The following is a 21,240-nucleotide window of genomic DNA, read 5'->3' as shown; positions in this document are numbered from 1 at the left end:
TTGCGGAGGGAGCCCCGGCTCGGCGCGGGGCGGCGGGCGGGCATCCCTCGGCAACCGGCGCGTCGAGCAGCACCTGGCCGCACGCCTCGATGCGGCCCGCGCGCGCGCCCACCGGGGCCAGTTCGGGTTTGAGCGAACGCAGAAGCGTGGTCTTGCCGCAGCCCGTCGGCCCCGTGATCACGCAGAACGCGCCCTCCTTGACCGCAAGCGACACGTCGCGCAGCACCGGCCGCGGCGAGCCGTCGGGTTCCTCGTAGGAGAACGAGAAGCCCTCCACGCGCACGAGGGGGGCTTCGGATGCCACGCTCGTCACCTCCGGCCGCGCCGCCTCCGCGGCCGCTTCCGTCCGTCCCGTCACTTCTGCCATAGCCACCGCTCCCTCGCCCAGAGGATGATCGGCACCGCCAGCAGAAGCGCGTACACACCGTAGCCCCACCACGGCACGAGCGCGCTCAAGGCGGGGTAGAACCGGAACTGCCCGCACGCCACGAACGCCAGCGCCGCGTTCGCCAGCGCCAGCGCGACGACGGCCGCCGTAAGCGCCGCGTCCGCCGCGCCGAAGCGGTAGCGCCGGTAGGTGGTGCGCCGCGCGCCGCAGTCGTAGCCGCGCGCCCGCATGGCGTCGCTGCGGATGAGGCCGTCCTCCATCCCCCACCCCATCAGCACCGACGTCACGCGCAGCCGGCCGCGCGCCCGCTCGCACGCCGTGGCGGGCGCGGCGGCGCTCGCGGCGTCCTGCACGGCGGCCACGGTGCGCCCGCGCCGCACGAACTGCGGCACAAGGCGCATGACCTGCGACACCATGAGCGTCGTCACCGGCAGCGCGCGCCCGAACAGCGCAAGCGAGTTCTCGCCTCCCATGCACGCCGCGTACGACGAGAACCACAGCAGCACGCCGGCCAGCATCCCGCCCGCGACGAGGCCGTACGCAAGCGCCTCCGCATACACCGCGCGCACGCCGATGCGCAGAAGCTCGGTGGAGCCCGACGCCACGAACAGGCAGTTCGCCATCGCCACCACGGCGACCAGCAGCGCGGCCCACGCAAGCGAGCGTAGCGCCACCCGCACGCCGCGCACCGCCGCGAGGCACGCGAGCGCGCCCGCGCACGACAACGCCACGTACACGGGGTGCAGCGCCGCCATCGACAGCGCGATGACGCCCGCGAAGAACGCGAACGCCACCGCCGGATGGTATGTCGCAAAGGGGTTCACGCGCCGCCAGCCGACGAGCCTACACGACGTACACCCACGACACGGCATCGCCCGGCGAGAGCGTGTAGTTGCTGCACGCCGTGTTGATGAACTGGCCGTTCACATAGTACGTCCACCCGCTTTTCCCGCCGTGCTGCTTCTCGGCGAGCCCGCCGATAGCCGCCACGTAGGTGCCGTACAGGGTGGAGCTTGCGCTGTAAGCGACGCCCGTGGCCGTCAGCGCGTCGAACACCGTCGCGCCGGAGGCCAGCGTGACCTGCGCGGAAAGCGACACGGGCGACCCGACGACGCTGGAATCGATGGACACCGACACCGTGATGGAATCGGGCTGCTGGGAGGTGTCGGCCGCGCCGGAGGAAGCGCCGGGGGAAGAGTCCGCGCTCGCATCCCCGCCCCCGCCCACACTCGCGGTCGAATCCGCCGCGCCGCCGTAGCCGGAAGCCGTAGCACCCGACCCCACCGCCGCGGAATCGGAAGCGGATGCGCCGTCCTGCCCCACGTCGTGCAGCTGCGGCTCCTCGGCGGCAGCATCCTCGTCGGCCGCCACCCCGTCATCCGCATCAGCGGGCGCGACATCGCCCGCGTCAGCGCCCCCCGAAGCTGCGACCACCGTGCTTTCGGGAGCATCAGCCGTGGTCTTCAGCGCGTCGATAGGGTCGAACGCACCCCCCATCGACGTGAACAGCGCGAACGCCGACACGCCGATGAGCACCACAGACACCGCCGCCACCGCAGCGGCCACGAGGCGCGCCCGACGGTTCGCAGGCCGCCCGCCCGCGGCAGAAGCGGAAGCCGCCCCCTCGCGACCGCCGTCATCCGGCGCGCCCGCAGCGGAAACGTCCACCGAAAGCGCCGCCGCGGCGGCAGAATCCTTGCGTTCGTCCGTCATCGACCCGCTCCATCCTCCTCGCCCTTGCGGCGCGAGCGCACCGCCCACACGATCACGCCCGCGAGGCCGCACGCGCCCACCGCGAGGCCGACGAGGGGCAGCACGGGCAGCGCGCCCGAGAAAAGCCCCGCGGCGGCATCGTCAGCATCGGCGCCTTCGGTCTGCTCACCCGCATCATCGCCGGCTTCCCCCGAGCGCGCCGACAAGGGCGCGACGGCCCGGGCAGCCGTATCGTCGTCAGCGGAACCCTCGTTGGCCGCGCCGTCCCCATCAGCCGCATCGGCCTTCGCCGGCGTGGCCGTCGAGGTCGCGGCGGGGCTCTGCGCACTCGGCGCGGCGGGCGTTTTCCCGCCGGGAGCCAGGGGGTCCTGCCCGGGTTGCGGACCGGGCGTCGGCGCAGGACCCGGCTCCGGAACGGGCTCCGGCTCCGGGACGGGGGGGGCCGGCTCGGGATCCGGCTCCGGCTGCCGCTGCGCCGCCTTGAGCGCGATCAGATGCCCCGAATCGTTGATGTAGTACAGGTTGCCCTGCTCATCGGCGATCACCGGCGAATCGCAGTAGTTCGCGTATTCGCCCGTGGCGTCGAACAGAAGCGACGCCTCCGCATCGCCCACCCGGTACACGTACACGCCGCCGCCCGAGGTGTAGTCGGGATAGTTCCCCGCAGCGGAGTTGTAGGTGAAGTACACATACGTATCGCCATCCTGCACCGACACGAGCGGCGCGCCCTTGATGCCGCCCGTCGGCAGCGCCGCGCCGTCGGCGCGCGTCACCAGCTGCACCTCCATCGTGGCGAGATCCACCACTGCCAGCGCCGACGCAAAACCTTCCGCCTCGCCCAAGGCGCCGCCCACGAACAGCGTATCGCCCCAAACGGTGGGCGCGCACGTGCTGGAAGCCAAGCCCAGCGCCACCTCCCGTTCCTTTGAAAGCGCGCCGTTCGCGGAAAGTCCCAGAACATGCAGCATGCCGTCGTTCGACACCACGTATACCTGCGTGCCGTCGGCAGATGCCACGCAGTCGGCGTTCACGATCGCGCCCAACGCCACGCTCGACACCACCTCGCCCGTCCCCACATCGAACGACTGCACCGTGCCGGCGCTGGTGGACACGACCGCGAACCCGCCCGCGAACGCCGCCCCGCTCCAGTAATACCCCTCGTCGGCCTCGACGTGCCGCCACGATATGGCGCCGGTCGCCAAGCTGATGCGCGTGAACGTGCCGTTGTTGTAGACGGTGTTCCAATTCTCGTCGGATGCCACGTCCACCGTGCCCACGTACACGTACCCGTCGCGCACCGACAGCGTGAAGGACGACTGCGCGAGGTCGCTCACCGCGTCCGTCACCCACACAGTGGCAAGCGCGTCAGCCGTGAGCGCCTGCACGCGCCCGCCGTCAAGCGCCACCACCACCACGCCATCCGCGTACACCGGACGGCTCGTGTAGCTCACCGAGGCCGCCAGCTGCGCCTCCGCCAGCGTCTCGCCCGTTTCGGCATCGAGCGCCACCAGCCGGTCGTTCACCGCCAGGAACACCCGCCCGCCCGCGATGAGCGGCTCGCTGGCGGAAGCGAACGAACCTGCGGCAGGATCGGCCCCTGCGTACTCGTTGTAGTCGAACGCCCATTTCACCTCGGCGCCCTCGGTGGGCGTGGGCGCCTCCACGACCGCGCTGCCGGCCCCGGAGTTTCCGTACCCCGGCCACTGCGCCTCCCAATCGGGCCGCACCGCGTCGGGATCGACCTCCACATCGCCCGACGGAAGCGACGCGCTGCCGTACACCCACGTCACCGCATCGCCCGGCTCAAGGTAGTAGTTGTGCGCGTAGAGTTGGGAGTACTCGCCGTTGATGAACAGCGTCCAGTCGGACGAGGACCCGCCGAGCGTGTTCCCCGCCGGATCGGTCACCGAAACCAGCAGGCCGCTTCCCCGGTAGGCATACCCCATGCGCGCGAACGCGCCCACGGTGGCATCCCACGCGGTCTGCCCGTCCGTCGCCTTGAATTCGGCCGCCGGCATGAACGTCGCCCCATCCCTGCCGATCACCTTCACCGAGGTGGCGAACGCCTCCCCCGCGTTCGGGTCGTCCTCGCCCGTGGTGCCCGCCACCGTGAACAGCGCGCTCACCTTCTGGCGCGACAGCGCGGCGAACGTCGCCCCCCACGTGGGGTCGTCCGCGTAGCGCTCGGCGTAGCGGGCGTAGCCCACGCTCGTCAGGCACGCCTCCACCGTCAGGGGCGTGTTGTAGTTAGGCTGCTGCACAAGGCGCAGCGTCTCGTGCGCGATCACGCTCGCGTTCGACGACCTGAACAGGTTCCACTGCTCGGAGGGATGCGCGGGGTCGATGTCGGTGGGCACGATGCCGCCGCGCACCGCGTCGGTGGCGCCGCGGTCGTACGTCCACGCCACCGCGCCGTCTTCGCCGCGGTAGACCTTCTGGAACGCATGGAGGTCGCCCGCCACCGCATCCTGCGGCTGGCCGTTGGCGATGCCCTCGTAGAAGAGCGCCTTCGCCTCCTCCATCAGCGCCGCCTCGGCCTCGATCTCCTCTTCCGTGAGCGGCAGCACCGTGACCTGCAGCATCTTGCTGGCGCTCACCGCGGGGTTGTCTTTGCTCGCGACGGTAAGCGTCAGCTCGACGGTTTGCGGCTCCGTGCCCGGAAGCCCGCGGTACACCTGCGCTGCGTAGCCGTTCGGCACAAGGGCGTCGCTCGAAGCCGTGTACTCCACCGTGTAGTCGGCGCCGTCGATGCCGATCGCGTGCGTGCGGGGCAGCTGCAGATCGGCGGACACCGCGCCCAGCTCCACCGCCGCGCCCGTCCCCTGCTCCGTGATGTTGCCAGCCACGAACGCCGCATCAACCTTCTTTTGCAGCTCCTGCTTCTCCGCCGCAACCTGCTCGGGGTCGCCCTTGATGACGAGGTCGAACCGCTTCTCGCATACCGTCTCGGGGATGTCCGATCCGCTGAATCCGACGGTCGCCACGAGCGTCGCCCGCTGATCGAACGCCGAACGCGTTACCCGGCCCGTACTCTCGTCGTCCCACGAGTACCCTTCGACCTCAACGGCGTCGCTTTCGGAATCCCAGCTCACCTTCGACCACGAAACGCCGCTGATCTCGTGGGGCAGCGTCACGTCCTTCGTGACGGCCTCGGCCGAATCGCCCTCCGCGAACGCGATGGCAAGGTTCTCGGCCGCCGATTCGAGCGTGGCGCGGACCGCCTCCTCGTCCCACGGAATCACCGTTCGCGACTGCGGCTCGTACGAAACCGACCCCTCGCCCTCGCGGGAAAGCGAGAACTCGATATCCGCGGAACGGGGCAGCGTGAGCGAGGAAATCCACCCGCTCGCTTTTTCGGGCAGGTAGTTCGCGAAAGATATGGCGCCGTTGGTGTCGTCGTCGGCGCAGGACACGCCCACCGTCACCGCATCGAGCGTCGAAGCGAACTCCACCGCCGTCGTGCGCACCTCCACGCCGCTCGCGCCCATATCGGCCAACTTGGCTGCAAGCAGGTCGTTCACGTTGGTATCCCTGCCGAACACGGGCTCGGGCCGCCAACCCTCGTCCTGCAGCTTCGCCGCGATGCCGGCGAGGGAATCCGCGTCGATGACCGGGGTCGCCGCCACAAGCTCAACCGCGGAGCCACCGCTTTCCGCCACCACCTTCAGGTACGTGCCCGCCGCCTCGTCGGGAATGACGAGCGCGGCGGCATCGGCGCCCTCAAGCTCGCGGAACGGGCCGTCCGCGCTGTCGGCCGCATACCACTGGACGGTCACCTCGTCGGTCACGTCGTCGCCATAGCTTTCGCTTTCGAGGTTGCGCGCTTGCACCCGCGCCCGCACCTCGTCGCCGGTGAACAGCTGCGTGAGCGAGCTGTTGATCTGGGGCGTGGTGGTCACGCGCAGAAGGTCGTATTCCCCGGCGCCCACCACGCGGTACGCCGCGCTCGACACGGTGTTGCCAAGCGCCGACGCCTCCACTTTCAGATAGCGTCCCCGCATATCGTCGGCAAGCGACAGCGCGCCCGTCGCGGGGTCGTACCCGCCGTCCAGATCGCTGAACGGGCCGTCCGCGCTGTCAGCCACCTTCCACGTGTAGGTCAACTGCGCGTCGGCGGGCGCGTCCTCTTCCCGATAACCGTCCTTCACCTGAGCTTTCGGCGTGATGACCGAGCCCACCTGCATGCCCTGCCCCGACGAGGACAGCTTCACGCTCGAAAGCGCGTACTGCCCCGCCAGCATCACCGGCCCCAGCGGATCCACCGGCTGCGTGGTGCCGTAGTACGGCTTCTCGGTGCTTACCACCGTGCCGTCGCTGACCGCCTTCACGCGCAGGTAGCGGCCCTGCATGTCGGCGCCCACCACGCAGGTTCTCTCCGTGGCGCCCTCGATGTCCGAGAACGCGGAATCGCTCGTGGTGCTGCTTTCCGCATACTGCCACTGGTAGGCCACCGTGTCGGCGTCGGACACCTCGGTGTAGGAGTTCTCCTTGTAGGCCGTGGCCGTAAGCGTGGCGCCCACGCGCGCCTCGCCGTCCACCTCCACCTGGTACAGCTCCACCGCGCCGGGCGCCACGACCGGGCCCGCCGCCGCGGAATCCTCCTCGCCGAAGCCGCCGTCGGCGCGCACCTCCACGTATGCGCCCAGAAGGTCGTCGGTGATGACGAGGGTGTTGCCCGTCGCGCCTTCCACCTTGCAGTCGGTGGAATAGGCCGAATCGCCGCAGTACCACGACCACGACACGCGCTCGTTGTCCGTCACGTCTCCCGACGCGTCGCGCGCCGTCGCCGTCAGCGTGTCCCCGACGCTCACCTTGCCCGTTTTGTCCAGCGTGACGGACGTGATGTTGATGGAGCCCGCGGCGGCAACGGGAAGGGTGACCCTCCCCACGTACTCGCTCTCTCCGATCTTGGAGGACACCTTGCAGCGGAGGTAGCACCCCTCGAACGATCCATCGAGTTCAAGCGTCTCGCTCGTCGCGCCCGGCACATCCTCGAACGCTTCACCGTCGGCGCTTTTCATCCATTGGAAATTCAGCTTCGACGCATCGACGTAAACGCCCGTCGCAGCGCCCTTTTCCCGCGCATAGGCATGGGCCGTATCCCCCACTGAGAAAACGGAATTCCCCGTGGCGTCATTCTTGATGGCAACTGAATATATATCCACCTGCCCTTCAAGCTTGAACGGGCCGTAGCCGTACGGGTAGCCGAAATCGACCGTGTTGGCTCCGGCGGATGCGGACACGGAGATGGACTTTCCAACGTATTCGTCGGTCACGACGAACGTCGAGGAGTTCTGCCCTTCGATGACCGTCCAGTTCGAGGAGTAGCCAGGCGCCCCATCAGCGTACTTCCACGTGTACGACACCCCTTCGGTCACGTATTCGGGCGACCACGAGCTTCCCTTGTAGGCTTTCGCGACGAGCGTCTGCCCGATCTCCAACGAGGCGGGCTCCTCCAGCTCAACCCCGGAAAGCTTCACCGCGCCCTTGGCCATCACGGCCTCGGATGTGACAGCGCTCTCCTCGTTCACTCCGGCGCTGGCCGTGACTTGGATGTACTTCCCCTGATGCTCCTCGGTCAACGCAAGCGTGCTGCCAGTCTCGCCCGGAAGGGGCGTGAAGCTGCCGGAGCGCGAATCGCCGACGGCCCATGCGTAGCTGACATCGACGTCATCTCCGACCGGCGTGTTCCAAGAAATGTACGCCGTCGCGGCAAGGATGTCCCCCACACTCGGCTCATCGTTGTCCAGCTCGACGGAGTACAGCTCCGCCTGACCCTCTTTCATGATGGGGCCGGGCAGGTAGTTCTGGTTGATCGAATCGCCATAGGAGGCCAGCGGCGCCCAGAGCGTGCGCCCTTCCACCTCCACCTTCACGACGAGATATTTGCCCGCGTACCGGGCGACGAAATCCTCCGTGATCTCAAGGCTTTGGGACACGGCACCCTCGATGGGCGCGTAGTCGTCTTTGTCGGAGGATTTCCCGCCCGCGTACCACTGGTACATCCACGAATCCTCGTGCGGGATGACCGAGCCGTACGAACTCGCATACACGTTCGCCCAGAGCGTGTCACCTGCGGAAAGCGCACCCGATTTCTGGGAATACGCGCTGCCAGAATCCTGCTCGTCCTGAATTTTCGCCACGCTGCTCGACGTGACTCCTGCGGCTTTCGCAGGCCCGCTCGCAGGCGACGCGGAGCCCTCCACGGCGGCAAATCCGCCCTCCATCTCATCCGGATCGGGCGATTCGACGGAAGGGACGGTTTCTTCGCTGGAAGCGTCGGAAATGCTGGAAGCCTCAGGGGCTTCGACGGGCGCGTCCACCTCTTTTCCAGAAGGATGCGCTTCGCCTCCCGTAGAGGCGCGCGTATCCGCAGAGGAAGCCTCCGGCGCAGCGGAAGCGTGCGACGACGTGTCGCCGTCAGGCGCAACCGCCTCGGCCCAGGCGGCACTTGGCACCAAAGAAACGGCAAGCGCGAAGGCGAGGAGCATGGACACCAGCTTTTTAGGGAAATCCACCCGTTTTCGGACATCGAAACGGGCTCGATCACGTGCGAAGCAAGAACCGAGCATAGCCGGAACCTCTCTTTCCAGGGCTGAATGCGATGGATGGGCATTCCGACTTCGCTTCGTCCGAACGGGACCTCGCTGCATGGGCGAAGCGGTCTCCCCTCCGTCGGCGTTTACGGTTACTGGTATAGCGCGGGATTCCCACCCGCATTTCCCCAAGGCCGACGAACCCGGCCTCGCGTCGTGCCCGACGCAACCATCCATGCCAATAGGTGTACGGGTGCATTCTACCATCCCGCACCGCCATTCCTAGGAAAAAGGGGCGCGGAGAAGAAAACAGCCATCGACCCCAACGCCATGAAACCGAGCCAAACCCCCGCATCCCACTTTGACGCAGCGGCGCGACAGGCAAGCTTTGCCCCCGGCGCGCCGCCGGACAACGCGCGACATCGCCCCGCCTTGTCGCGTTCTTCGTCCCTCAAAGGCGATCGGAGACGGAAAGCGCTGCGGCTCCTGCGAGGACGACCCCGAAGGAAAGAGCGTCCCAAACGTCGAGCATCGACCCAAAGACGAGCCTTGAAAGGGAGAACTGATCGCAAGAGGAAGATCGCCATCAGCAGGAAAAGCGTCACGACCTTGAATTTGCACCAGCGAGCCTCTTGAAAATCAGGTAAACGCACCATAGGTAGGCGACCGAGGGCAAAGGCACCCAAGCGCCCACGAGCACCAGCACGCCGCCACTTCCGGCCATTTTGACTGTCGCAAGCAAACCGAAACGACGAAGACTTTCAACGACAGAAAAGAGCGGAGCGCTCCTTCGCTTCCGCGCCGCAAAAGCGGTGCAAGCACCAGCCAAGCGAAAAGGCTCGAGATGATCGGACAGAGCGCCCAGGGGAGCGTCCCCGACGTCGCCGCATCGCGAAAGGGGCATACGACCGCACCCAGCAAAAGCAGCGCCGAAAACGACAGCGGCGGAGGACGGGGCGGGTGCGTCGCCTCGCCTTCCACCTTGCCCGGCCCCTGCTTGCGATCGCGCGACCGCATCCCGCATGCGCCGCGCTACCGCGAGCGCGGCGGCACCGTCTCGGGCGACAGCAGGCGCTTGTAGTACGACCCGGAGGCGTACAGCGCCGCGGCGGGGTTGTGCGCCAGCACGCGGTCTTTGACGATCAGGCACGTCACCGGCGCCTCCGAATGCTTGATGAACAGCGTGTCGTGCCCGACGCACAGCCCCACGATCACGTTGAGGTCGGTCCCCTCCCGGTTGAGGATGCGCGCCTGCACGATGGGGTTGCACATCGATTCGTGCTGGCCGGGACGCACCTTCACGTCGTCGGGGATGCCCGCCTGCTCCTTGTCGATACCGCCCACCTTGCACGCGACAGCGCACACGTCCTCAAGCCCCTTCGCCCTCAGCACCTTCGCGAACGTCTGCGACTCGCGGATAAGGCCCACGCACGTGGCGATGCCCACCTTTCGCGCGCCGATCTTCTGCGCGAACAGCACCACCTCCTCCACCCGCGTCAGACGGCCGTAGTACAGACCCTCTATCTCGGCCGCGGCCCTGAACATCCTCGACGCCTCGGGATCGTCGCGGTACTGGCCGAGCGCGTAGTCGAAATCCTCCTGCGGCGTGCGCGTCGTCATGCAGAACGAGGGCCACGCGCTGTCCAAGTGCCTGCAATGAAGCACGCCGCACTGCGCGCAGCTCCTCTTGTCGTCGTCCATCGCCCTTCCCTTCCGTCTCATCGCCTTCCCGCGCCTCGCTTCCGATCGCCCCTAGCCGCCCCGCGGTTCCACGGCTGCACCCTGAGGGGATGCGATCCGGCGCTTTTCGCCTGCGACCAGCATACGCCGTTTTCGATGCGCGGGGAATAGGGAGAGACCGGAAGCGCGCGGAGCGGGAAAGGGTCGACAGATGCGACGGGGCGGGAAAGGGCCGCCCTTTCGCCCGAAGGACGGCGCGCGGGAAACGAGGCGGCGCTGCAGCGGGGCAGGACGCTGTGATAGGATGCGGCTGCGCAGGAGGTTTGGGCAGGGGCGCCCTTGCCGGGAGAGGAAAGGGAAAGGTGGAGAAACGCTCATGGGCGAGTTCTCGGAGAAGGTGTTCGCGGCGGTGCGGCACGTGCCGCGGGGAAAAGTGGCCACCTACGGGCAGATCGCGCGGATGATCGGCGCGCCGCGGTCGGCCCGCTACGTGGGATACGCGCTGCGCGGCAACCCGGAGCCGAGCGCAGGGAGCGCGGCAGATACCGGGATGGCAGGCGCAGCAACGCCAACGACAACGAAAGCGACAGGGGGCGCGGAAAGCAACGGCGTCCCCTGCCATCGCGTCGTCTTCAAGGACGGCAGCCTGTGCGACAACTACGCGTTCGGCGGCATGGGCGTGCAGCGCGCCCTGCTGGAAGCCGAGGGCGTCGCGTTCGCGGACGACGCGCATGTGGACATGGACGCGTGCCTCTGGGACGGTCGCGCGGAGGAAGCCGGCTGCACGGGAGGGCGCGGTGCGCGCGCCGACGAGCCCACCGCGCCGCCGCCCGGATTCGACTGGAAGCGAGAGCTGGGCGAGGTCGACTAGCCCCGCCCGCCGGTGCGTCCGCCATAGCCGCGCGCCACCGCCTCGGCCACTCGCAGCCCGTCCACCGCTGCGCTCATGATGCCGCCGGCATATCCCGCCCCCTCGCCGCAGGGATACAGCCCGCTCCCCGAGGACTTCGCGCGCGCCCTTTCGGAAGCATCCGTCGCATCGAAAGCGCCCACCGCGCCCTCTTCGCCCCCCTCCTCTTGCGGGCGCTGGGGGCTGACGGGCGCGAAAGACGCGTCGCCCGCAATGAGAGAGCTGACGGACGCGGCATCCCCTTTCCCTGGCACGAGGGCTTGGAAGCCCTCGTCGCGCAGGATGCGGACGGGACTTGAGCTGCGGGTCTCCACGCCGGTCATCACCGCTTGCGCATCGGCGAAGCCGCGCAGCTTGCGGTCGAGCAAAGGCAGCGCCTCGGCCAGCGCGTCCGCGATGAACGGCGGCAGGCACGCCCGCAGATCGCACCAGGCCACGCCGCGCGGGTACGACGGCCTCACCGTCCGGCTGGCCTCGCCGGCGCGCCCTGACAGAAAGCCGCCCACCGTCTGAGCGGGCGCGGCGTACGGCGCGCCGCCCGCCGCGCGGGCCGCCTCGTAGGCCGCGCGCTCCATGTGCCGCTGGAACGCCACGCCGGCCAGCACGTCGTCTCCCGGCAGATCGTCGGGCCGCACCTCCACCAGAAGGGCGCTGTTCGCGTTCTCGCCGTCGCGCGCGAAGCGGCTCATGCCGTTCACCACCACGCCGCCCTCCTCGCTGGCCGCGGCCACCACCTGCCCGCCGGGGCACATGCAGAACGTGTACACGCCGCGCCCGTCGGGCAGATGCGCCGCCAGCTTGTAGTCGGCCGCCCCGAGCGCGGGATGGCTCGCCGCATGCCCGTACTGCGCCCGATCGATGGCGGGCTGCGGATGCTCGATGCGCACGCCCGCCGAGAACGGCTTGCGCTCCATCGCCGCGCCCGCCGCGCGCACGGCCTCGAACGTGTCGCGCGCCGAATGTCCGCACGCCAGCACAACGCGGCGGGCGGGGATGCGCCTGACGGCGGATGCGGGCGGCTTTCCGTCGGGCGCATCCCCGGCGGGCGCGGGAGGCTCCCTATCGGGCACGTCCCCGGCAGACGCGGGAAGCTCCCCAGCGGGCGCATCCCCGGCGCTTCGGGCGCCGAGCGTGCGCGGGACGTGCGCCGCGCCGCTTTCCCGCACGTCAACCGCCGCAAGCACGCCGTCCTCGAAATGCAGCCCGACGAGCTGCGCATGGAAGCGCACCTCGCCACCCGCCGCCACGATGCGCCGCCGCAGAGCGCGCACCACCTCCACCAGCTTGTCCGTGCCGATGTGCGGCTTCGCTTGCCAAAGGATCTCCCGCGGCGCGCCCGCGTCCGCAAACGCCTCCAGCACGTGGCGAATGTGGGGGCTCTTCGTGCCGGTGGTGAGCTTGCCGTCCGAGAACGTGCCCGCGCCGCCTTCGCCGAACTGGATGTTCGTGCGCGCATCGAGCGGCCCGCCCGCGTCGAACGCCGCCACGGCGGCCAAGCGCTCGTCCACGTCGCCCCCGTGCTCCAGCACGAGAGGGCGCAACCCCGCCTCGGCCAGGTAGAGGGCCGCGAACAAGCCGGCGGGGCCCGCGCCCACGACGACGGGCCGCGGCTCGCCGGACGCCGCGAACGCGCGGCCGAGGTCGGGCGCGCGCAGGGACGCGCACGCCTCGTGCGCCTTCACGCGCGTTCCCGCGACGGCCCCGGCCCCTCCGCGCGCCGCCGCGGCCTCAAACGCGCGCCGTTCGACGTCGCCGGGCAGCTCCACGGCGACGGTCGCCACGAAGCGGACGTCGCGCCTCTTGCGCGCGTCCACGCTGCGCTTGAGCAGCCGCACGCCGCGCACAGCCTCCTCTGCCACGCCGAGCGCGTCGGCGACCGCCGCGCGCACGAGCGCCTCGGCGCCCTGCCCGGGCAACCCCGCGTCGAGCGGAAGCCTCACGTTCGCCACCTCAAGCACGGGAGTCCTCCCTTCCCGCGCGCTTCGCGAGCGCGCTCGCTGCGGCGCGACCGGCCGCGATGCCGCTCGCCCATGCCCAATGCAGGTTGTAGCCGCCGCAGGGGGCGTCCACGTCGAGCGCCTCCCCGACCGCGAACAAACCCGGCAGCCTCCGCGCCTCCATCGTGCGCGCGTCGAACGCCGCGACGTCGAGCCCGCCGCGCGTCGCCTGGCACTGCCGCGCGTCGCCGACGCCGCGCACCGCAAGCGCAAGCCCCTTGAGCGCGCCTGCGAGCGCGGGGGCGTCGCCGTCCGCGAAAGGCGCTTCGGGCCGCAGGCCCGCTTGTCCGAACACCGCGCGCGCCACCTGGGGCAGCAGCATGCCCGCAAGCAGCTCCTCCCCCACAGGCGCGCCAAGGCGGGCGCGGCGGGCGCGCAGCTCGCGCTCGCATGCGCGCCTATCGAGCTGCGGCACGAGGTCGAGCAAAAGCACGTCGCCCGGTCGAGCAAGGCGCGACAGGTTGAACGCCGCGATGCCCGACACGCCGTAGTCGCGAAACAGGATCTCCCCCGCCTCGGCCGCGCGGGGCGCGCCGTCCGGCACCGCAAGCGTCGCCACGCAGCGCACCCGGATGTTGTTGAGCGGTTTGACCAGGGCCGTATCGGTGCGCAGCGGCCCGAGCACCGGGCGCTGCGGCAGAAACGGCAGCGCGTCGGGGACGAGCCCGCGCGGCGTGCGCCCGCCCGTCGCCACGATCACGGCGCGCGCGTGCGCGACGGAGCCGCCCTCGAAGCGCACGTGATAGCGCCCGCCAGGACGCTCGGGCGCGTCGATGCGCGTTGCCCGACGCCCGCACTCCACGCGCACGCCCTCGCGCGCGAGCGCGCCGCGCAGCACGTCGAGCACGCTCGACGCCTTGTTCGCAAGCGGATAGAGCCGGCCCTCGCCCTCCTCGCGCCACATAAGCCCGAGGTCGGCGAAGAAAGCATGCACGGGATCGGAGGCGCGGGGCGAGCCTGCGGCGGGGTTCGCCGCAGAGCGGGACGCCTCGCCCGCAGTTGAAGCCACCTCGGACGCGACGCTTGCGGCGCGCGAAGCGGACGCGCCGGGATCGGCATGTGCCGCGAGCGCATCGAGCGTCTTGGCCACGAACGGCGCGTTGCGGTACTCGCCCGCATCCACCTGGGCGTTCGAGAAGTTGCACCGCCCGTTGCCCGTCGCCAAGATCGAGCGCCCCACGCGCTCGTCGGATTCGAACACGACGACCTCCGTGTCGGTAGCGCCCCCGAGCGGCGCGACCGCGCGCGCCGCGGCGATGGCGGCCGCGAGCCCCGCCGCGCCGCCCCCTATGATCGCAATCGTTTCCATGCGCGACATTATACGCCATGGGCCGCGCTCTCCCGCCCCGCACCGCGCGGCAAGCCCCGCACGACCGGCGTCCCACATGGCCGTAGCCCCTCGCGCGAAACGGAGCCGAACAAGCGAAAACCGCCGCCGGAAACGCTCCGGGTGCGCGCTAGACCGCAGGGGAGCGCCGAAGCGGAAAGGAATCGCCCGTCGCCGGGATTCCTCCAACAGACCGGTCCGCTTCGACGGCGATGCGGCACGCAAGGGCCTCGCGACGGCGGTTTTCGCGCATCCGCGACCACCGCCGAGCGCGCCCCGCGCCCTTCGCGCGACCGCTTCCGGCGCGGCGCGCGCTACTTGCCCTCGACCACCGGGATGGGCGCTTCGTCGGCCTCGTCAAGGTTCCCCTCCCACACGTAGCGGCGCGTCTCGCGCGCGATCATACCGGACAGCAAGAGCACCACGACGATGTTCGGCACGGCCATGAGGGCGTTCGTGATATCCGAGACGGTCCACACCACATCGCCCACGCCGATGGCCCCGAGGAACGCGACAACCACGTACAGCGCCTGATAGGGACGCACGCCGCGCTTGCCGAACAGGTACGCGGCGCAGCGGTTGCCGTAGTACGACCAACCCAAGATGGTGGAGTACGCGAACAGGATCATACCGATCACGAGGATGGGCGTGCCGATGTAGGGGATGCTCGCGAAGGCGGCGCTCGTGAGGTCGGCCCCTTCGGCGATGGTGCCGCCCTCCATGATGCCGGGGTTCGCGAGCATCGTGGACACGAGAACGATGCCCGTGAGCGCGCAGATGACGACGGTGTCCCAGAACGTGCCGGTCATGGACACGAGCGCTTGGCGCGCCGGATTGCGCGTGGACGCGGCCGAAGCCACGATGGGCGCCGAGCCCAGGCCCGACTCGTTGGAGAACAGGCCGCGCGCGCAGCCGAACTGCAAAGCCATCATGATGCCGCTTCCCACCGCGCCGCCGAACGCCGCCTTCGGAGTGAAGGCGCACTCGAAGATGAGGCAGATAGCCGGCCACACGTGCTCCCAGTTCATGCCGATGATGACGATGCAGCCCCATGCGTAGGCGATGGCCATGAACGGCACAAGCTTCTCGCACACCTTGGAGATGACCTTCACGCCGCCGAAGATGACCGCCGACACCATGATGGCGATGGCCAGGCCGATGCCCCACGCCGGGATGCCCGGAGCGTTCGAGAGGATGATGCCCGTCATAGCGCTCGACTGCACGGCCGAACCGATGCCGAACGACGCGATACCCGCGAACAGCGCGAACGCCCCGGCGCCGAGGGCGGCCCACCACGGCACGCGCCCGTCCTTCTCGAAGCCGCGGCGCCAGGCGTACATGGCGCCGCCGAGCATGTCGCCCTTGTGGTCGCGCACGCGGTACTTCACGGCGGCGAACGTCTCGGAGTACTTCGTCGCCATGCCGAACACGCCGGTGAGCCACATCCACAAGACGGCGCCCGGGCCGCCCGCCAGGATGGCGGTCGCCACGCCCACGATGTTGCCCGTGCCGATGGTGGCCGACAGCGCCGTGGTGAGCGCGCCGAACTGGCTGATGTCGCCCGGCGCGTCGGGATCCTTCGTCACCGACAGCTTGATGGCCGTCGGCAGCTTGCGCTGGACGAACCTCGTACGGAAGGTCAGGTACACGTGCGAGCCCAGCAAAAGGACGATCATCGGAGGCCCCCATACGAAGGCGTCGATGTCGTTGATGATTTGGACAATATCCATGCCGGCTCCTCTCCTCGGCGGGGCGGGCGCGGGCAAAGGGCCTACGCCGAAGCGGGTTTCGAGAAGGACGCAAAGCCGTTTCGGCGCGGGCGCTCTCGCGCGCTAAAGTAGGAGGATTATAGCGGCCCGGGAGGCCTCCCGTTGCCGGCGCCCCGCCCATTCCCCGCGAACGGTGATGCCACGCCCCGCGAGCAGCATGTCGCGATCGATCGAAAGCCCGTCTGCACCTCGAGCGGCGCAAAAGCGCGAAAGCCCACGGACAGCGCCGCAGGAAAGGCGCACTCGCAGAGCGCGGTCGCCGCTTGGGATCGAAAACGCGCCGGATACTCTGGCCCAGACGCCCAGGGCGCCGATTCGCCAACCTATCCCTGGGAGTCGCATCCCAGTTGGCGAAACAGCCCGTCGCCGCGCCCTCTCCCGCCTGCGCGGATGCGGCGGCGCTACTTGCCGTCGAGCTGGGGAATAGGCGTCTTGTCGGCCTCGTCGAGGTTGCCGTCCCACACGTAATGGCGCGTCTCGCGCGCCACCATGCCCGAAAGGGCGAGCACCACGACGATGTTGGGCACGGCCATGAGGGCGTTGCCGATGTCGGAGACGGTCCACACCACATCGCCCACGCCGATGGCCCCGAAAAACGCCACGACCACGTACACCGCTTGATAGGGACGGATGGCGTAACGGCCGAACAGGTAGGTGACGCAGCGGTTGCCGTAATAGGACCACCCGAGGATGGTCGTGTAGCTGAACGCCACCATGCCGAACACGAGGATGGGCGTGCCGAGGTAGGGGATCTTCGCGAACGCCTCGCTGGCCAGCTGCGCGCCGGTGTAGACGGTGGGGTTCGCAAGGATGTCGGCGGCGATGCCGGGGTTCGCGAGCATGGTGGACACGAGCACAACGCCCGTGAGCGCGCAGATGACCACCGTCGACCAGAACGTGCCGGTCATGGCCACGAGCGCCTGCTGCGCCGGGTTGCGCGTGGAGGCCGCCGAGGCCACGATGGGCGCGGATCCCAAACCCGACTCGTTGGAGAACAAACCGCGCGCGCAGCCGAACTGCAGGGCCATCATGAGCCCCGAGCCCACCGCGCCGCCGAACGCCGCCTTCGGAGTGAAGGCGCACTCGAAGATGAGGCCGACGGCCTCGCCGAGCAGCGGCCCGTTCAGCACGAGGATGACGACGCATCCGCCCGCATAGGCCACGGCCATGAACGGCACGAGCTTCTCGCACACCTTGGAGATGGCCCCCACCCCGCCGAAGATGACCGCTGACACGAGCACCACGATGGCGATTCCGACGGCCCATGCGGGAACTCCAGGGGCGTTCGCCGTGATGATGCCCGTCATAGCCGACGCCTGCACAGCCGAGCCGGTGCCGATGGCCGCGACGGCGGCGAACGTCGCGAACGCCACGGCGCCGAGCTTCGCCCACCACGGCGTGCGGCCCCCGGGGCTCGGATCGAGCTCGCCTGCGCCGTTGAGACGAAACGCGCGCTCCCAGATGTACATGGCGCCGCCGAGCATGAAGCCGTTGTGGTCGCGCACGCGGTACTTCACAGCCGCGTACGTCTCGGCGTATTTCGTGGCGATGCCGAACAGGCCGGTGACCCACATCCACAAGACGGCCCCCGGCCCTCCCGCGAGGATGGCCGTGGCCACGCCCACGATGGAGCCGGTGCCGATGGTGGCCGCAAGCGCCGTTGCAAGCGCGCCGAAGTGGCTGATGTCGCCCTTGCCCTCCGGGTCGCTCGAAAGCGACAGCTTGATGGCCTTCGGCAGCTTGCGCTGGATGAAGCCCGTTTTGAAGGTGAAGAACAGATGCGATCCCAGAAGGAGCGCGATCATCGCGGGACCCCAGACGAGGGAGTCGATGGTGTCGAGAAGTTCAAGCATAGCGGTAGGACATTGTAGCGCACGAAAGCGACGCGCTGCGAAAGCGCGCCCAGATTGCGGTGCGGCTCCACAACCCGAGCGCCCGGACACCCCGGCGTCCAAAGCGTCGGATCGCCCGGAAGAAGCTCGCAGCCTGCGCCCTCCGCGCGAGGATCGCCGACGGCCTTACGAGCCGGGACGTATCCGGCCCCACGTCTGCCTAGCCGATTCGACCGCTCCGTCCTTGATCGCAGTCGCCTTGCGGGCGATGGCCGAGCGGATGTCTTCCAACACTCCGTTGCGCTTGAGCAGGGAAAGCGCCTCGCCGTAGGACTCGCGCCGCAGCCGCCGCATGTCGATGGGCTCCTCTTCGGCGAACAGCACGCTTTTCGTGACCACTCCCACGCGCGCCGTGGCGAACGCGTTCACCGCGCCTTGCGCCGCCGAGGCGATCACCACGCCCGGCATCCGCGCCACGGCGTTGCCCCCGGCAAGCGACAAGATCTCCTCCAGATCCATCTCCTCGAGGCCGCCGGCCAGAAACGTCGCCTTGAGCACGCGCGCGTACAGGCCCGCGAGAGCGAGCGCCGACGGCCGGAAGCCGCAATGCTCCACGATGGCGCGAACGAGGTCGAAGTTGACGGAGAGCATGGACAGCATGTCCAGCGCCGCGGTTTGCGAGACGGCCGTCGTGGCGAACGCCGACTTCGCGGCGGCCCTGATGTCGCGATCGATCACCGGGGACAGGCGCTGTTTGAAGAAGGCGGCCAAATCCTCGGGCGCAGGGTCGCCGCCGCCGCACAGGGCAGCCAGCGCCTCGCGGTCGCCAGGCGTCAGGTCGGCCCGCAGCCGCAGATTGCGCTCGAGCTCGCGGCGGGCGTGCCGCGCGCGCGGGCCGCCGCCGAAAAGCCGCGCCAGTGAGAACAGCGGGCGGCTCAGCACGCGAGCGATCGGCCACGCCGCGCCGACGGCGAGGCACGCGACGACGAGGGCGAAAAACGCCCAGCCCAAAGCGGGATGGATGTCGGCCAGCTGCCGTCCAAGCGAGGCCACGCTGCCCAAGACCGCGAGCGCGAGCAAAACCGCGAGGGCCGCCGCGGGCAGCGCGAACCGGGCCAAGGGCCCGCGCCCGTCCGAACGCTCACCTTCATGGCGGCGATCGCGCTCGGACCCGTCAGCGTCATGGCATGCGGACGCGCGCCCGTCGCCGTCGCAGCGCTGCGCGATGGCGTCCTCGCTCTCCGGAAGAGAGCGCTCGACCGACAACCGCTCTTCCCGCGCCCCGGAAAACTCCCTCTCCCCCTCGCTTGCGCCTCGCCGCGAGCGACGGCGACGCACGAACGCACCGAGCCCGCTCATGCCCCACCGCGCGAATCGAGCCGACGATACACCAGATGGCAGACGTCATCGCCTTTCGCGATGGCCTTGGGAAGGTCGAGCGCGCATCCATAGGCTTCCCCGATGCCGCGGTCGCCGCACATGGCCCAGTCGCACAAAGCGGCGATCTCCTCGTCCGAGCAGCCCTGCTTCTGCCACGCCTTCACCAGCGGGCAGTAGTGGAACTCCAGCTCGAAGCGGTCGTCCCGCACTTCTTTCACGTCCATCTCGAACACGAGCTGCGCGGGCTTTCCGAACAGGCCCTTCTTGAGGCTCTTGAGGCTCTTCGTGCCGCCCCCCTTCACCACGAGGCCCGCGCCCTGGAACAAGCCGCAGCGCTTGACGGCCGCCGGAGCGAACGTCGCGGGATCGGCCCCGGCCTTCGCCGCCTCGTCGGTGAGCAGATAAAGCCACAGCGCACGGTGCTCAAGCAGCTCGCGCACCGCTTTCACAAGCGGGTTCTTGATGCGCGCCTCGTTGACGATCCTGCTTTCGGCCATAAGGCCCCCTTTCCGTCGGAGCCGAAGCGGCTGGCCGCCGCCCGACCCGTCCCCTGCGATTATACGACAGACCTCGCACTGCGGGAACCGAGCGAGGCACCGAGCAAGCCCGAGCGAGGACGAGGGACGAGGGACGAGGGCCATGCATCGCGCGCCGCGAATGCAGCCCCGCCCTTGCGCCGTTCGGCGGGAACGGATACAATGCGCGCCATGGATTCTGTTTCAGGGCGAGGTGCGATTCCTCACTGGCGGTGATCCGGCTCGGCTCCGCGCCGATGCCGCAAGTCCGCGACCCCGAAACGGCGCATCCGGGCACCGCGCCCGACCGCGCTGCTTCGGGCTGATTCCGGTGGGATCCCGGAACCAACGGTATAGTCCGGATGGAAGAGGCAGACGTCCACCCAGCGCCCAACGCTTGGTGGATTCCGTGTAAGCCTGTATGGATGGAATTCATACGGGCTCGTTTTCTCTCAAGGCCGGAAGACCTGACCCGATCTGAAGCGGCCTTGCGAGAAAGGAGCCACCATGCAGGACAACACCGCACCACGCGCAAGAGACGAAGCCGCAGCGCCGAACGACGCCGCGACCCCCGCCCGCCCCTCCCCCTCCTACGAGTTCGCCAACACCAACGTCTGGGACACCCGCCAGCTCGTCACGATGGCCCTCATGTGCGCCATCGGGGTGCTGCTGTCGTTCATCGAGTTCCCGCTTCTGCCCGGCGTCACCTGGCTCAAGTACGACGCCTCGGCCATGCCCGCCATGGTGTGCGGCTTCGCGTTCGGTCCGGCGGCGGGCCTTTCGGTGGGCGTCGTCGGAGCCGTCATCCACGGCATCCTCATGGCCGACTTCACCGGCGCGCTCATGAACATCCTCGTAGTGGCGGGCTTCGTCCTGCCGGCCGCGCTCGTGTACCGCCGCTCCCGCACGTTCAGAAGCGGCGTCGTCGGCCTCGTGCTGAGCGTCATCGCCGCCACGCTCATGGCCATCCTGGGCAACCTGCTGGTCACGCCGGCATGGCTCGGCGTGCCCCTCGACGCCGTCGTCGCCATGATCCTGCCCATCCTGACGCCGTTCAACCTAGCGAAGGGAGCGCTCAACGCCGTGCTCACCCTCGTCGTGTACAAGAGCGTGTCGAACCTCGTCACGCCGAAGAAAAAGCAGGTCAAGGGCCGGTAAGCCCCTGTATCGCCTCCTCGCGCCGCAGGGCGCGG

13 protein-coding genes and 1 riboswitch are annotated in these 21,240 nt (G+C 69.3%); of the genes, 2 read left to right on the top strand and 11 right to left on the bottom strand.

Going from position 1 to position 21,240, the window contains the following annotated elements:
* The 5 genes from C2L80_RS02045 to C2L80_RS02025 all read right to left on the bottom strand — a co-directional run.
* Nucleotides 1–367, bottom strand: a 367-nt coding sequence (locus tag C2L80_RS02045) for an ATP-binding cassette domain-containing protein (RefSeq protein WP_129589869.1), incomplete at its 3' end; no start/stop codon positions are given.
* Nucleotides 355–1,212, bottom strand: coding sequence for an energy-coupling factor transporter transmembrane component T (locus C2L80_RS02040; protein WP_224759194.1), 858 nt, complete (start codon nucleotides 1,210–1,212; stop codon nucleotides 355–357). The genes C2L80_RS02040 and C2L80_RS02045, both read right to left, overlap by 13 nt.
* 19 nt (nucleotides 1,213–1,231) lie before the next feature.
* A complete protein-coding gene (locus C2L80_RS02035; protein WP_087197431.1) occupies nucleotides 1,232–2,101 on the bottom strand; it encodes a DUF4430 domain-containing protein in 870 nt (289 codons plus the stop codon).
* Nucleotides 2,098–8,244: an immunoglobulin-like domain-containing protein gene (locus C2L80_RS14070; protein WP_171899936.1), complete on the bottom strand. Its 6,147-nt coding sequence runs from the start codon at nucleotides 8,242–8,244 to the stop codon at nucleotides 2,098–2,100. Before C2L80_RS14070 ends, C2L80_RS02035 begins: the two co-directional genes overlap by 4 nt.
* 1,425 nt (nucleotides 8,245–9,669) lie before the next feature.
* A complete protein-coding gene (locus C2L80_RS02025; protein ID WP_087197427.1) occupies nucleotides 9,670–10,338 on the bottom strand; it encodes a DUF1847 domain-containing protein in 669 nt (222 codons plus the stop codon).
* A gap of 355 nt (nucleotides 10,339–10,693) precedes the next feature.
* Here C2L80_RS02025 and C2L80_RS02020 point away from each other — a divergent pair, with 355 nt between their 5' ends.
* Nucleotides 10,694–11,188, top strand: a complete 495-nt coding sequence (locus tag C2L80_RS02020; protein ID WP_087197425.1) for an MGMT family protein — start codon at nucleotides 10,694–10,696, stop codon at nucleotides 11,186–11,188.
* On the opposite strand, the gene C2L80_RS14240 is transcribed toward C2L80_RS02020, so the two are convergent.
* The 6 genes from C2L80_RS14240 to C2L80_RS01985 form a co-directional block, all read right to left on the bottom strand.
* On the bottom strand, nucleotides 11,185–13,185 hold the full coding sequence (locus tag C2L80_RS14240) for an NAD(P)/FAD-dependent oxidoreductase (protein ID WP_239938644.1): 2,001 nt from the start codon (nucleotides 13,183–13,185) through the stop codon (nucleotides 11,185–11,187). The two genes, C2L80_RS02020 and C2L80_RS14240, sit on opposite strands and share 4 nt — an antisense overlap.
* Nucleotides 13,178–14,533, bottom strand: a complete 1,356-nt coding sequence (locus C2L80_RS02005; protein WP_224759100.1) for an FAD-dependent oxidoreductase — start codon at nucleotides 14,531–14,533, stop codon at nucleotides 13,178–13,180. The genes C2L80_RS14240 and C2L80_RS02005 overlap by 8 nt, the downstream gene beginning before the upstream one ends.
* 332 nt (nucleotides 14,534–14,865) lie before the next feature.
* Complete coding sequence (locus C2L80_RS02000) at nucleotides 14,866–16,281, bottom strand: alanine/glycine:cation symporter family protein (RefSeq protein ID WP_087197422.1); 1,416 nt, start codon at nucleotides 16,279–16,281, stop codon at nucleotides 14,866–14,868.
* A 440-nt stretch (nucleotides 16,282–16,721) separates the two neighbouring features.
* Complete coding sequence (locus C2L80_RS01995; RefSeq protein WP_092197424.1) at nucleotides 16,722–18,173, bottom strand: alanine/glycine:cation symporter family protein; 1,452 nt, start codon at nucleotides 18,171–18,173, stop codon at nucleotides 16,722–16,724.
* A gap of 165 nt (nucleotides 18,174–18,338) precedes the next feature.
* A complete protein-coding gene (locus C2L80_RS01990; RefSeq protein WP_087197420.1) occupies nucleotides 18,339–19,511 on the bottom strand; it encodes a DUF697 domain-containing protein in 1,173 nt (390 codons plus the stop codon).
* Entirely contained in the window at nucleotides 19,508–20,029 is a 522-nt protein-coding gene (locus tag C2L80_RS01985) for an L-2-amino-thiazoline-4-carboxylic acid hydrolase (RefSeq protein WP_087197418.1), read from the bottom strand. Before C2L80_RS01985 ends, C2L80_RS01990 begins: the two co-directional genes overlap by 4 nt.
* Nucleotides 20,030–20,243: 214 nt before the next feature.
* Nucleotides 20,244–20,425: riboswitch (FMN riboswitch) on the top strand.
* Nucleotides 20,426–20,554: 129 nt separating this feature from the next.
* Here C2L80_RS01985 and C2L80_RS01980 point away from each other — a divergent pair.
* Nucleotides 20,555–21,205 carry an ECF transporter S component gene (locus C2L80_RS01980; RefSeq protein WP_087197417.1) on the top strand — a complete coding sequence of 217 codons (651 nt, stop codon included), beginning with the start codon at nucleotides 20,555–20,557 and terminating at the stop codon, nucleotides 21,203–21,205.
* Nucleotides 21,206–21,240 lie beyond the last annotated feature (35 nt).

Source organism: Rubneribacter badeniensis (assembly GCF_002899695.1).
GTDB classification, from domain to species: Bacteria; Actinomycetota; Coriobacteriia; order Coriobacteriales; family Eggerthellaceae; genus Rubneribacter; species Rubneribacter badeniensis.
This window is presented reverse-complemented; position numbering and strand designations above follow the sequence as displayed.

Excerpts from the sequence above, each read along its gene's own strand:
- C2L80_RS02035 (WP_087197431.1), bottom strand. The coding sequence starts at position 2,101 with ATGACGGACGAACGCAAGGATTCTGCCGCCGCGGCGGCGCTTTCGGTG.
- C2L80_RS02025 (WP_087197427.1), bottom strand. The coding sequence starts at position 10,338 with ATGGACGACGACAAGAGGAGCTGCGCGCAGTGCGGCGTGCTTCATTGC.
- C2L80_RS02020 (WP_087197425.1), top strand. The coding sequence starts at position 10,694 with ATGGGCGAGTTCTCGGAGAAGGTGTTCGCGGCGGTGCGGCACGTGCCG.
- C2L80_RS02005 (WP_224759100.1), bottom strand. The coding sequence starts at position 14,533 with ATGGAAACGATTGCGATCATAGGGGGCGGCGCGGCGGGGCTCGCGGCC.
- C2L80_RS02000 (WP_087197422.1), bottom strand. The coding sequence starts at position 16,281 with ATGGATATTGTCCAAATCATCAACGACATCGACGCCTTCGTATGGGGG.
- C2L80_RS01995 (WP_092197424.1), bottom strand. The coding sequence starts at position 18,173 with ATGCTTGAACTTCTCGACACCATCGACTCCCTCGTCTGGGGTCCCGCG.
- C2L80_RS01990 (WP_087197420.1), bottom strand. The coding sequence starts at position 19,511 with ATGAGCGGGCTCGGTGCGTTCGTGCGTCGCCGTCGCTCGCGGCGAGGC.
- C2L80_RS01985 (WP_087197418.1), bottom strand. The coding sequence starts at position 20,029 with ATGGCCGAAAGCAGGATCGTCAACGAGGCGCGCATCAAGAACCCGCTT.
- C2L80_RS01980 (WP_087197417.1), top strand. The coding sequence starts at position 20,555 with ATGCAGGACAACACCGCACCACGCGCAAGAGACGAAGCCGCAGCGCCG.